The organism is Natronogracilivirga saccharolytica (assembly GCF_017921895.1).
In the GTDB taxonomy this organism is placed as follows: Bacteria; Bacteroidota; Rhodothermia; order Balneolales; family Natronogracilivirgulaceae; genus Natronogracilivirga; species Natronogracilivirga saccharolytica.
On the sequence record NZ_JAFIDN010000001.1, the window covers coordinates 284,452 to 297,679 of the forward strand.

Consider the following 13,228-nt stretch of genomic DNA (forward strand, 5'->3'; position numbering starts at 1 on the left):
CAGCGTGGATGCCATGAGAGCCAGGCTCATCATAGGTTTTTTTGTACTGATTGCCGTTTTGATATTTGCAAACTGGCTGGCCGGACGCATTCTTGCATCCCAGGTTGATCACCAGCTCAGACAATTTGCCGAAACAGACGACCGCATTGACTATGACCATAAAAAAATATCAGTCAACCCGGCATTCGGCTCGCTCACAATTGAAAAATTGATTTATGAGAGCGAGAGTGACCACATCCGGGCGGATAAGATCACCGGATCACTTACATACGCAGATATGTGGCGTATTATCCGGAAACGCTCCGAAAATCCGATGGAGAACGTTCGTTCATTCCGCCTTAACGCCCAATCGGTTTCGGTCACTCTTACAGCTGATGCACGCGGTTCAGAAACCCCGGACGGAGAACCGGTCTCCGTATCCTTCCGCTCACTGACCGGAATCTATAACGGACGCCTGGATGAACTTTCAGGAATCGCGGCAGACAACCGGCCGCCCGGGTTCAATCACCGGCTGAACATCTCTGCCGATGACATTTCCGTCACCGGCTTCCCTGAAATAACCGGTGCAGACCTTCCCATTCTTGCCGGATACAAAATCCCGGAAAATATCAGCCACATTTCACTCCAGATCAGATACCGTGCGCAAGAGAAATCAGCATCGCTGAGCGCCTTTCGTATTGAGTCGCCGGAGCTGGTGTTCCGTGCAAATGGTCTTGTCACTTTTGGTGAAACCGGCTGGCCGGATGAACCGGAGTCCTGGTCATTGGATTACGATTTATCTGCCAGTACGCATGAGCTGGCACGCCTGCCCATATCACCGCGTTTAGGAGGCTTTTCGATGGATACGATGTCGGTAAGCAGTTCGGTTACGTTTGACAAATCAGATGCCGGCAGACATCCGCTCACACTTCCGGGTAAAAACAGATTGCATCTCGGCAATATTTCCTGGTATCCGCCTGATCATATCACTGAGCAGTACGGTATGATGTTCAACATGTTCGGCATACCTGAAAGCCGGCTGCCTGTGAGGGCGCTTGATGCCACGTGGGAGCTCGGAGAGGATACTCTGCGAATAGAGGAAGCCACGTTTTACACCGAGCCTTTCGATGCGCTGCTCAGCACCATTGTCGCCCTGCCCGCTGATCGTGACCCCGATATCGTTGAGGGCTCGATCCGCTTTGTCAGAACCAGTGCCGACTTCAATGACTTCATTGACGGATTTGAAGGCTTGTTTCAAATAGATCTTCCGCGGAAAGACGGGCGCATTCATCTCGACTTTTCGGGCGATCCGGCCTCACCTGAACTGAACGTCGATCTGCCTTAAGCAGATGTATCGCTGTCAGGCCGGTTCTTCCTGAGTTTCTGCTTTATCATGGTGTGCATAGAAGGATTTCAGTCCTTTATCCCCCATGTAGCGTTTCAGTATCTTGGGATCCGTTTTTGTCAGATCAACAAGTATCAGTCCGTCGAGCACATCGCTGAAGTCAGGATCCACATTAAAGCCGAGCAGCTTTCCACCCAGTTTGAGATACTGTTTCAGCAGGATCGGAACCCCTTTTTCGTCATTTTCAAACTCGGATATCATTTCCGACACGTCCTCAATACTCCGGATCATCGTGCGGTTCTTGGTATCCATCCCCTTCATTCTCCGTCCGCGATAGGGAGTCTTGGGTTTAACTTTCCGGGCCATGTCCGGCAGATAGTTGTGCAGTTTAAGAAAAGATACCATCAGATGACGTGACATGGAATGGTACTCGCTGCTTATGCTGACGGGTCCGAAAAGGACGCGATACTTGGGATATTTGACCACATATTCTCCTATTCCCTTCCAAAGCAGCATCAGCGGCGCAAAACTGCGCTGATACTCGGGGCGCACAAAAGATCTGCCCATTTCAAGTGCCGGACTGATCTCGTCAAAAAGGCTGCTCTTTATATTGAACAGCGTGGTGGTATACAGGCCCTTTTTCCCGAAACGCTTGATGATATTATCGGTGCGGCCAAGTCGGTAGGCACCGACAATTTCCTTTTTCTCCTTATTCCAGACAAACAGGTGCACGTAATACTCATCAAATTTGTCAAGGTCGATGGATTTTCCGGTACCTTCGTGCGTGCCACGGAAAGTCACTTCCCGCAGGCGCCCGATTTCCTGAAGTACTTTCGGAGCCTGCCTCTTTACGGCATGATAGACCTGAAATTCATTGCTCTCCAGAAGCATTTGCGATCCGGGAAGAGAATAAATCTCCTGCTCTACCTCTTCCTCCGGAACAGCTTCAATAACCGGCTCCATTTTTTCTTTGGATACGCTGAGCGATACGGATGAGCTTTCCGCCTCCTCATCACTGCTGCGGTTCTGCAGCATGAAGGTCCGCTGACGCAGATAATTTACCAGCTCCGAATCATCATCAAACGACTTGAGTTTACTGTAGCCGATTGTTTTCCCGATGCAGATTTCAATATCCTTGTCTTTCTTGTTGAGCAGCTCTCTGGGCAGCATGGCGGTACGCAATCTGGGATGGATCAGGCCAAGTGCGTGAAACAGCGGGCCGTTAAACCCGTCAAAATAGACCGGAAGTACCGGTGATTCGGTTTTGCGTATGATTCCGGCAAGTGATTCGGTCCATTCAGATTCGACAATTTTGCGTTTACCCATCGAAAAGTGGGCTACTTCACCGGCAGGAAACATTCCCAGCATATGATCATCCCGCAGCCACTGTATGGACTTCTTCATGGTTGCCAGGTTGGCTCTTACAGATTCCCTGCCGCCAAAGGGATCGACAAAAAAGAACACTTCCCGCAGTTCGGGAATGCGTTCCAGCATGTAATTGGCAAAAATTTTCGAGTCATCGCGGACGGATCGCAGCAGGGAGGCAAGAATAATACCTTCAATTCCTCCGAACGGATGATTTGCAACAACAACGACTCGTCCCTCTTTCGGGATGCGCTCCATATCTCTTTTGGAGATATGATAATTCACATTCATTCTCTCCAGCAGCTTGTCATAAAAACCCTGGTCGGTTTCGTAGTTGCGTGCATCGTTGTACAAATTATTCAGTCCTTTGAAAGAAAGGAGTCCTTCCAGCGGTTTTCTGCCCAGGCGCAGCAGGTTCCGGCGCACGGCACCTTCCACTTCAAAATCCAGATTGAATATCTTTACTGTCTTGTTCTGGTTGCCCATAAAACCAAATGTATTATTACCTCAACATAAATATTGACTGTAAACCCGGAATCAATGTGCCGGACAATATAAGAAGAATCCGGTGAGTGTAAACGGCCGAGTTGCAAACCGGCCGCACAAGCGATAATTTTAGCTGATTGATATTCGTTGCGAAAATGTTTCTGTTTTTAAAATAGAAAACGAACGCGAATCATGATAAATTTTCTTCTCTGGGCAGATGGCCAGATTGTGTGAATATCGTATACGAAACCGTTACAAAATATGCCGGATACAGAATTTCAGGATCAAACCAAAACACGCGAAAAAACCAGGGAAAAAATCACAGAACCGCCTATGTACAAGGTGATTCTGCTGAATGATGATTATACCACATTTGATTTTGTGGTCAGTGTGCTGACCGGCATTTTCGGCAAATCCGTGCCTGAAGCGGTTGCCATCACCAATGATGTCCACCGGAAGGGATCGGGAGTATGCGGCATTTACACCCGCGATATTGCAGAAACCAAAGTGGATATGGTAGCAAGAAGCAGCAAAGAGGCTGGGTTTCCGCTGCGATGTACAATGGAAGAAACCTGACGCGGCACCGGCAGCGCCTGTTTGTCCGGCTGCCGGCAAAACACCTCCCTCAGTATATTCATACCAAACAACATATTCAGAGTCACAAATCCACATGATCAGCAAAACACTCGACCAGGTTCTCAGAAACTCCTACTTGATGGCGAGCCATTTCAACCATGAAATGGTGACCCTGGAACACTTGCTGCATTCCATTGCAAACGATGAGCCGGGAAGCCGCATTCTCCGTCGCAGCGGCACGGATATTGCCATGCTGCTTTCGGATCTGGACGATTTTTACCATCACATGCCCCGGCGTCAGAATGAGTCACTCGAGCCAGTCCACACTATCGGGTTCCGGAGGACGCTGCAACGGGCACTCATGCACAGCCGGGCTGCAGAACAGGAAGAGACCAGTGTTGGTGACATACTGATCTCCATGTTTGCCGAAAAGGAGAGCCATGCCGTTTTCTATCTTGAGAAACAGGGAGTAAGCCGGCTGGATATTCTGAACTACGTCTCCCATCGTATTTCCAAGCCCGGTTTTGAAGATCCTGATGAGGAATTGTCAGAGGAAGGAGATAACGGACAGGGCGGATATGACGAGGAGAGCGGCGAGGCGTTCTTTGAAGAGATGGATGAGGGCCCGGATGGTGAGGAGGGTCCGGACGGGGCTGACAGCGTTGATGGTCATTTGGGGCGTGATGGTGCTGAAGGGGGGCATGGTGCTTCTTTTCCGGGTGCAGACGGCCAGCCGTCTCCCGGAGACCCGCAAACCGGCCGGAAGCGGCCCGGTCAGGCCGGAAAAAAGAAGACGGACCTGCTTGAACTGTACACGGAGGAGTGGACAGCCAAAGCCCGCGAAGGACATTTTGACAGGGTAATCGGACGTGAGCTGGAAATTGAGCGAAGCATAGAAATCCTTTGCCGGCGTCAGAAGAACAATCCGATTTACGTGGGTGATCCCGGAGTGGGTAAAACAGCGATTACCCAGGGGCTGGCTCAAAAGATTGTGCAGCAGGAAGTGCCGGAGCGGATTCAGGATTTCCGGATTTACGCCCTGGATCTCGGGGCGCTGCTGGCCGGCACCAAATTCCGCGGTGATTTCGAGGCGCGGCTGAAAGGGGTGCTGAAATCGCTGCAGCAAAAGAAAAACGTCATCCTGTTCATCGATGAAATTCACAATATCATCGGTGCCGGAGCTGCCGGATCGAGTACCCTGGATGCCTCAAACATGCTGAAACCCCTGCTCGCCGACGGTGCCATCCGCTGCATCGGTGCGACAACATTCGAAGAGTATAAGAACCATTTTGAAAAAGACCGGGCTCTGTCACGGCGATTCCAGAAAATTGAGATCAATGAACCGGATATACCGACTACGGTAAACATTCTCAAGGGGCTGAAGAATGTTTACGAAGAGTACCACGGGCTCAAGATCCCGACCGGAGCACTTGAGGCGGCCACGCGGCTTTCATCCAAATATCTCACAGAAAGGCGGCTTCCAGACAAGGCTATTGACGTTATAGACGAAGCCTGTTCCCAGGTCTCGCTCCAGCCGGGTGAACGCAAACAGCTTTCGGTTCGTGATGTTGAGAAACTCATATCAAAAATGGCCCGCGTGCCGGTACAGCAAGTCGGCGGTGAAGAAAAAGAGAGCCTGAGGGACCTGGAAAGCAAACTGAACCAGAATGTTTTTGGCCAGGAGAAGGCTGTCACCTCACTTGTTACCGCGGTGAAACGAAGCCGGGCAGGACTCGGCAACGATTCAAGACCGGTTGGTACTTTTCTGTTCTCGGGTCCCACCGGAGTCGGAAAAACCGAACTATGCCGGCAGGCTGCCGATCACCTCGGCCTGCCCCTCATCCGGTTTGACATGAGTGAATACATGGAGAAGCATACCGTTTCCAGACTGATCGGCGCCCCGGCCGGCTATGTCGGTTTTGAGCAGGGCGGCCTGCTTACCGATGCCATCCGCCGTCAGCCAAACTCGGTGCTGCTGCTTGATGAGATCGAGAAGGCGCATCCCGATATTTTCAACATCCTGCTGCAGATCATGGACTATGCCACGGCGACTGACAACACGGGAAGAAAGGCTGATTTCCGGAACGTACTGATGATCATGACTTCCAATGTCGGATCACGCGAGCTTGCCAGTCCCCCTATCGGATTTTCCGGAAAAGAAGCAAAACCCGGCGGCGATCCCAAAAAAGCCATCGAAAAGCACTTCAGTCCGGAATTCCGGAACCGTCTCGACGGCATTGTCATCTTCAATCATCTGGACAAGAATGTCATAGAAAGTATTGTGTACAAGTTCATCAAGGAACTTGAGGAGCAGCTACGCCATAAAAAAGTCAGAATTCGCCTCACAGAGAAGGCTGTGCACTGGCTGGCGGAAAAAGGGTACGACCCCTCCTACGGAGCCCGGCCGATGAGCCGCGTCATCCAGGAAAACATTAAGAACAAGCTGGTCGATGAGCTGCTGTTCGGAAAGCTTCAGCATGGAGGTACGGTTACCTTGTCTGCCGGCAAACAGGGACTTACCTTCCGCTTCAGTGATTGAATGGATTAAAAAAGCCATGAACCTGTGAGGCCCATGGCTTTTGAGATCATCAGACTATCTGAATCTGATTAAGTCGTTGAACGACATCAGCGCTTGATGGGATAATCAGGAGGATCCGGCAAGCTGAAGTCATGCTCTTCAAGCAGTTCAAGCAGATGCTCCACACCGGCATTGAGCTGTTCGTCAATTCCCCCATACTCTTTTGCGGGATCGTTATCAACGTACATATCCGGCTCCACACCAACGCCTTCGATAATCCACTCCTCCCCGTCGGTGTCGTATGATGCAAACTCCGGCCTGTTCAGATATCCCCCATCCACAAAGGGAAGTGTCTGGCGAATACCGACCACGCCACCCCATGTCCGGGTACCGATAAGCTTGCCCAGCTCATGCTTGCGGAACCGGTACGGGAACAGGTCGCCGTCGGATGCCGAGAACTGATCGATCAGGGTCACCATGGGACCGAGCATCATCGCACTCGGATCGGGACGACGCACGGCATTGCGTGGCTTGTCGACCATGGCCAGTTCACGCCGCAGCCGCTCGATGATCATCGGCGAAACATTGCCGCCGCCGTTGCCGCGCACATCGATAATCAATGCTTCCTTCTTGAGCTGCGGATAAAAATGCTTGATAAACTCGTTGAGTCCGCCCGGACCCATGTCCGGAATGTGGATGTAGCCGACGCGGCCATCGGATGCCTCATTTACCTTTCTGATGTTCTCCTGAACCCAGTTGTAGTAGTAGAGGTCCAGCTCGTCGGAAACAGGCTTGATGACGACATCCCGCGCGCCTGACAGCCCGGGCTCGTCATTGATGCTCAAAATGACAGGCTTTTCGGCTTTGTCGATCAATGACTTGTAGATATTGGTCATTTCAGCTGTGGAATTACCGTCGACACGGACGATATACTGTCCTTCCGAAATATCCACCCCGACTTCCGTAAGCGGCGACCGTCGGGAATCCTCCCAGTTTTCTCCTCTGAGTATACGGTCGATCCGATAAAACCCGGTTTCATCATCACGGTCGAGCTCGGCGCCGAGTCTGCCCATCGGTGTGCGGTCAGCTTCCCTGCGGTCACCGTCACCGACATAGGCATGGCCAACATTGAGTTCACCGATCATTTCGCCGATAACATAGGTCAGGTCATTGCGATGGGCCACATGATCGACAAGCGGACGATATGTCTCCCGAATAGCTTCCCAGTCGACTCCGTGCAAATTGGGAGCGTAGAGGAAATCGCGCATCTGCCGCCAGCTTTCGTTGAAGATCTGCACCCATTCTTCGGTGCGGTCCAGACGAACTTTCACATCGGACAGATCAACCTTGGGATCCAGCTCGGCTTCCTGGGAGGGCAGATCAACAACAGCATAATCATCGCCCTGTACAAGAAGCATTTTTTTGCCATCGGCAGTGATGCGATAGCCGTTGAAAGCACCTACGGTCTGCTCCTCTTTGGCTTCGAGGTCATAAAACAGGAGCATGGTCTGCTGGTCTCTCATTCCGTTGCGCTGATAATAGATCCGGTTGCCGACAGACTGCAGATTGCCGTAGCTGGACGGCTGAACAGGCAGATCGACAATCCGGTTACCGATGCCCTCGGTATCAACCGGGATAGACTCTGAAGGATCGAAACCGTTATCATCCTCCTCTTCGTTGTTGTTCAACGAAACTTCGTCGTTTTCGGGCTTGAAAGGTGAGGACTCATCCGCCTGCAGCGTCACGAAATAAATCCGCTGCATGTCAGCGTAGGCATGATTCCATTCGGTCTGACTGTAAATCGGGTTGAAATCCCTGTTGGAAACAAAGTAAAGGTATTTGCCGTCGCGGCTGAACTCGGGATTTCCGGCTGAGTACCATCCCTTCGTGACCTCATAGTGCTCATCATCCTCAACGGAATACAGCCAGACCCGGCTCATGGTCCGGACTTCAGGAAGCGTGTAGGCAATCCAGCGGCTGTCCGGCGACCATGTGTACTGCGAAAACTCCCAGGCTTCGGCCTCACGGACAACAGTCACCTCGCCCGTTTCCACATCGACCATGTTGAGCCGGAGTTTTTTATCGGCCCAGAGCAGTTTCCGGCTGTCGGGTGACCAAACCATCCGGTACTTGTATGTATCGGCATCCGTGGTGATCTGCTGCTTCTCACCCGATCCGTCCTGAGGCTTGACGTATATTTCATCTTCTCCGGTTTTATCTGAAATAAACGCCACATATTCACCATCCGGCGACCAGACCGGGTTGCGGTCATGCACACCTGATGATTGTGTGAGGTTACGGGTAATTCCGCTCCGCGCAGGCACGGTGAAAATATCCCCCCGTGCGCCGAAAAGAACTCTGCTGCCATCCGGAGCGACATCATAGGAGTGAATAAACTCACTGGCATCCACAAGTCCGCCGCGCCCGGTTATGCGATCATCCTTAACCCGGATGGGTACGCGGTTTTTTTCTTCGGTTGACAGATTGAACCGGTAAATATACCCGCCGTTTTCAAATACGATATGCCGTTTCCCGATAGAGGGAAATTTGATGTCAAACTCGGTGAAATCGGTAAGTTTGCGGGTCTCATCCGATTCCAGGTCATGGACATAGAGGTTCATACGGCCGCTTTCTTCCCTGTCGGAAATGAAGTAGATCATGTCACCATGCCACATGGGGATGATGTCCTGCCCCTCGCTGTCGGTAACCTGAATGGTCTCTTTGGTATCAAAGTCGTACACCCAGATATCGTCGGCCTGGCCACCGCGATATCGTTTCCAGGTGCGGAACTCACGAAATACCCGGTTGTATGCCAGTTTTGAGCCGTCGGGGGAGTATGAGGCAAACCCGCCGCGCGGCAGCGGAAGCTGCTGTGCGAGGTCTCCGTCGGGATCGGTCAGATACAGATGTCCCTTGAAGGAATTGAACTCGCGCTTGCGGGACCGGAACAGGACCTGCTCACCGTCCGGTGTCCAGTCCATAACGATGTTGTTCGGGCCCATCCGGTCGGCCACGTCATCACGGTCCAGTGTCGGCGTGTAGGTTTTGCGCTGCGGTTCTCCTCCACCGGAAGGGATGACATAGACTTCGGTGTTGCCGTCATACTGTCCGGTAAAAGCGATGCGGGTGCCGTCAGGAGAATAGCGCGGAAAAATTTCGTAGCCTTCGTGGCTGGTCAGGCGGCGTGCATTTCCTCCGTGAACCGAAACGGTGTAGAGATTTCCGGCATAGGAGAATACGATTTGATTTTCGTGAATGGTGGGAAATCTCAGCAACCGGGTGTCCTCGTCTGATGCCATCGCAGATGAGTGGAACAATCCCGAGAGCAGCAGCAGTGCTGCAAACATCGCCGGCAGGAAAGAACGGCGAAACAAGTGCGGCTCCAAATTAGTGTTAGTCATAGTATGTATCATGTGTTTAACTCCGGATTCATTTAATCAGAATGAACTCACACAGAAGGATTTGTACCTGCCCCTTTGTGTGAAGATGAATAAGCATGATGACATTCCGGCATCTGTCCCTGACTGAAGGTTATGATGTTTTGACATTATCAGAAATACTTTGTTATCCTCAGATCAGACCCAAAACAACCGACCCGGTTTCGTATATTGGTAGTTGCGTTTTTTGGCTGAAATGCAGTCTGCTTAACCCATTCCGATTCTTTTGCATTGGAGCCGGAAATTTAGCAAACCTCCCGATGTGGCACAAATCGGGACTGGTTTTTCCGCCTTTATTTGATTCCCCGCTTTTTTAAACAATATTTCCCATGAATAATTCAGGATTTGGTATTCTTTTCGATATGGACGGTGTGATTGCGGACAGCAATCCTGTGCACAGGCAGGCTATTCATACATTTTGTCAAAACCACGGAAAAGAGCTGACCGATGCGTTTTTCCGGCAGCATATCTCGGGCAGAACCAACAAGGAGTGGATACCGAAAATGTTTACCGGCATCAGCAAGGAAGAAGCTCAAATACTGGCGGATGAGAAAGAGCGCCTGTTCCGATCCATGTTCTCTCCTGAAGAGCATTTACTGCCGGGACTGCTTGCATTTATTGATGAGATCAGCCGCGCGGAGATTCCTGTGGCCGTTGCCACTTCCGCCCCCGCTGAAAATGCCGATTTTATCCTTTCACGAGCCGGAATCGCAGGATATTTCAATGCTGTACTGAACTCATCGCATGTCAGTAAAGGCAAGCCTGACCCCGATATCTATCTGAAATCTGCCGAAGTGATAGGGGTGCCGCCTTCCGGGTGCGTTGTAATAGAAGATTCCCTGCCCGGTATTGAGGCCGGAAAGCGTGCCGGTGCAAGCGTCATCGGTGTCACAACAACCCACAGGCGCGATGAGCTTTTAGCCTGTGACAAGGTCATCGACGATTTTCAGGATCTGAACCTGAAGATAATCGATGACCTTGTCAAAAGTGGCAAATCACAGAGCAGGAACCAGGATGCGGTTTAATTTCCCCGGAGTTAATCCCCGGGCCTGCACGTTTTTTCAACAGGCCTAAAGCTGTTCGATGACCTCTCCGCAATCGGTATTTTCCACGCCGTGGTAGGGATTGCCAACCTCTTCGGAAGTATGCAGCCAGATCATGTCTTCATCAAGATCTTCACATGCAAAGACGAATATATCACTGCCTCCGCTGCCAAACTCCTCGATCAGCGCCTTAAGGTCGGATGATACTTCGGCCAGTGCCTGGCGCTGCTCTTCAATGCTCTCGGCATCAACAAGGTCACCCACCGTTCCGTGCATGGTTTGCTGGTAACTCTGCCATGTCGGGAGATCATCTTCATGAAATATTTCATTGGGTGTTGTGGCAAGAGTGGTTTCAAGGCGTTCCGCCCAGGCGGCTGCCAGATCGTCCCTGTCATGAACAAGACCGTCTTTGGTGTTCATGTACTCTTCAACTATCTGCGCCATTCGCTGATCTACTTCAGCTTCATCCTGGGCAAATACTGTTGTGTTCATAACCATCAGGCCTGCAAATAATAATATTGCACTCGCTTTTTTTATCATGTTCACCTCTTTTGTGATTTGTTTCGGTGAAAAACATTACGCCGTAACTGTAAAATGGGCATAATTCATCGAAAAGAAAAGTTGTTTCGGGAAAGGTGTATTTTCTTATCATCCGTAAGACACCAGACCAATAATGCAAAATACCGCTATGCTGTCCTTTTCCATCATATCAACCCTGCGTCGCTTTTCCTCATCTGTAACGATTGATTACTCATCAGCGCATACAGTCAGTTGCACATTTGTGCTGTTTCTGGCCTCTCTGCTGCTCCTGGCTGCCTGTGAAAGACACACCCACGATGTTATCATCACAAACGGCATCATTTACGACGGGTCCGGCAACAGCAGCGCTGAAGGCGGTCTGGCCATTCTGAACGGCCGAATCACCCACACCGGTAATCTCCCCGATGATATCTCAGCCCCCGAAGTCATTGATGCCGGGGGCATGGCCGTGGCTCCCGGATTCATAAATATGCTCAGCTGGGCAGATGAACCGCTGATCGAGGACGGGCGCTCCATGAGCAACATCAAGCAGGGTGTGACCCTGGAAGTCATGGGAGAAGGATGGTCTATGGGACCATTAACCGACCGTATGGCACTCATCAGAGAGCAGGATCAGAGTTACATCACGTATGATGTGACCTGGCGGACACTCGGGGAGTTTCTTGAGCATCTTGAAGACCGCGGTGTTTCTCCGAATATAGCTTCGTTTGTTGGTGCCACTACAGTCAGAATTCACGAACTTGGCCGGGACGACCGGACACCCACCCCCGACCAGCTTCAGAGAATGCAGAACCTGGTGCGCGAGGCCATGCAGGAAGGGGCCATGGGCCTGAGCACAGCGCTGATCTATGCTCCGGCATGGTATGCCGACACTGAAGAACTTATTGCCCTTTCCGAAGCAGCCGCTGAATACGGAGGTATTTATGCTACCCATTTGCGCAGTGAAGGGGACCGCTTCATTGAGGCCGTTTCCGAAATGCTTCAGATTGCAGAAGAAGCGGAAATTGATGCACATATTCACCACCTCAAGGCCGCAGGCAAGAATAACTGGCACAAAATTGACGAGGTTATTGATATGGTGGAGCAGGCCCGTGAGGAGCGGATGAACATTACATCCAACATGTACATGTATACCGCTGCGGCGACCCGCCTTTCGGCAATTATTCCCCCATGGGCGCGCGAAGGGGAAAGAGAATCGATGATCGAACGCTTTCAGAATCCCACCATGCGATCCGATATTATCGCTGAAATGGAGTCTGAAGATACCGATTGGGAGAATTTCCTTCAGATGGTGGAGTCGCCGGATGACATACTGCTTACCGGATTCCGCTCTGATGACCTGCAGCGCTATGTCGGCTGGACCCTTGCTGAGGTGGCGCGCTCACGCAGTACCGATCCCGCTGAAACCGTGCTTGACCTGATAACCGAAGATGATTACACCGTTAATGCCGTCTATTTTCTGATGTCTGAGGAGAATCTGGAGAAGCAGGTTCAGCTCCCCTGGATGACGTTTGGTTCGGACGGGGGCTCATTTGCAGCCGAAGGTGTCTTTCTCGACCGCAGCCCTCATCCGAGAGCCTATGGAAATTTTGCCAGACTGCTGGGCGAATATGTCCGTGAAAGAGAGCTTGTCTCACTGGAGGATGCCATCCACCGTCTGACGCTCAAGCCCGCTGAAATTCTCGGTATTGATGACCGGCGCGGTCGCCTTGATGAAGATTATAAGGCCGATATAGTAATTTTTGATCCGGAACAGATTCAGGACCATGCCACTTATGAAAATCCGCATCAATATGCTGAAGGTGTGGCATTTGTGCTGGTCAATGGCACGCCGGTGGTGAAGGATGGCGAGCACACCGGAGCAAAGCCGGGCCGGGTTGTGCGCGGACCGGGATGGGAGCCCTGATTGCCGCTGCCGTTTTTCCGGTGCTGATACAAA

The 13,228-nt window shown here is 51.4% G+C and carries 8 protein-coding genes; 5 read left to right on the forward strand and 3 right to left on the reverse strand.

Annotation, left to right across the window (positions count from 1 at the left end):
- Positions 1–4: 4 nt before the first annotated feature.
- The gene (locus tag NATSA_RS01160) at positions 5–1,324 is read left to right on the forward strand and encodes a hypothetical protein (protein WP_210509580.1); all 1,320 of its coding nucleotides are present in this window, start codon (positions 5–7) and stop codon (positions 1,322–1,324) included.
- Between the two features lie 15 nt (positions 1,325–1,339).
- On the opposite strand, the gene NATSA_RS01165 is transcribed toward NATSA_RS01160, so the two are convergent.
- Positions 1,340–3,175, reverse strand: a complete 1,836-nt coding sequence (locus tag NATSA_RS01165) for a lysophospholipid acyltransferase family protein (protein ID WP_210509582.1) — start codon at positions 3,173–3,175, stop codon at positions 1,340–1,342.
- 261 nt (positions 3,176–3,436) lie between these two features.
- On the opposite strand from NATSA_RS01165, the gene clpS reads away from it, so the two are divergent.
- Both clpS and NATSA_RS01175 read left to right on the forward strand, forming a co-directional pair.
- A complete protein-coding gene (clpS, locus tag NATSA_RS01170) occupies positions 3,437–3,751 on the forward strand; it encodes an ATP-dependent Clp protease adapter ClpS (protein WP_210509584.1) in 315 nt (104 codons plus the stop codon).
- A gap of 94 nt (positions 3,752–3,845) precedes the next feature.
- Positions 3,846–6,290, forward strand: a complete 2,445-nt coding sequence (locus NATSA_RS01175; protein ID WP_210509586.1) for an AAA family ATPase — start codon at positions 3,846–3,848, stop codon at positions 6,288–6,290.
- Between the two features lie 86 nt (positions 6,291–6,376).
- On the opposite strand, the gene NATSA_RS01180 is transcribed toward NATSA_RS01175, so the two are convergent.
- Positions 6,377–9,670, reverse strand: a complete 3,294-nt coding sequence (locus NATSA_RS01180) for a S41 family peptidase (protein WP_210509588.1) — start codon at positions 9,668–9,670, stop codon at positions 6,377–6,379.
- Positions 9,671–10,035: 365 nt separating this feature from the next.
- Between NATSA_RS01180 and NATSA_RS01185 the strand changes: the two genes are divergently transcribed.
- The gene (locus NATSA_RS01185) at positions 10,036–10,731 is read left to right on the forward strand and encodes an HAD family hydrolase (RefSeq protein WP_210509589.1); all 696 of its coding nucleotides are present in this window, start codon (positions 10,036–10,038) and stop codon (positions 10,729–10,731) included.
- Between the two features lie 45 nt (positions 10,732–10,776).
- On the opposite strand, the gene NATSA_RS01190 is transcribed toward NATSA_RS01185, so the two are convergent.
- The gene (locus NATSA_RS01190) at positions 10,777–11,241 is read right to left on the reverse strand and encodes a DUF3347 domain-containing protein (RefSeq protein ID WP_210509590.1); all 465 of its coding nucleotides are present in this window, start codon (positions 11,239–11,241) and stop codon (positions 10,777–10,779) included.
- A 181-nt stretch (positions 11,242–11,422) separates the two neighbouring features.
- Here NATSA_RS01190 and NATSA_RS01195 point away from each other — a divergent pair, with 181 nt between their 5' ends.
- Positions 11,423–13,195, forward strand: a complete 1,773-nt coding sequence (locus tag NATSA_RS01195) for an N-acyl-D-amino-acid deacylase family protein (protein WP_210509591.1) — start codon at positions 11,423–11,425, stop codon at positions 13,193–13,195.
- Positions 13,196–13,228: the final 33 nt, after the last annotated feature.

Excerpts from the sequence above, each read along its gene's own strand:
- NATSA_RS01165 (WP_210509582.1), bottom strand. The coding sequence starts at position 3,175 with ATGGGCAACCAGAACAAGACAGTAAAGATATTCAATCTGGATTTTGAA.
- clpS (WP_210509584.1), top strand. The coding sequence starts at position 3,437 with ATGCCGGATACAGAATTTCAGGATCAAACCAAAACACGCGAAAAAACC.
- NATSA_RS01175 (WP_210509586.1), top strand. The coding sequence starts at position 3,846 with ATGATCAGCAAAACACTCGACCAGGTTCTCAGAAACTCCTACTTGATG.
- NATSA_RS01180 (WP_210509588.1), bottom strand. The coding sequence starts at position 9,670 with ATGACTAACACTAATTTGGAGCCGCACTTGTTTCGCCGTTCTTTCCTG.
- NATSA_RS01185 (WP_210509589.1), top strand. The coding sequence starts at position 10,036 with ATGAATAATTCAGGATTTGGTATTCTTTTCGATATGGACGGTGTGATT.
- NATSA_RS01190 (WP_210509590.1), bottom strand. The coding sequence starts at position 11,241 with ATGAACACAACAGTATTTGCCCAGGATGAAGCTGAAGTAGATCAGCGA.
- NATSA_RS01195 (WP_210509591.1), top strand. The coding sequence starts at position 11,423 with ATGCAAAATACCGCTATGCTGTCCTTTTCCATCATATCAACCCTGCGT.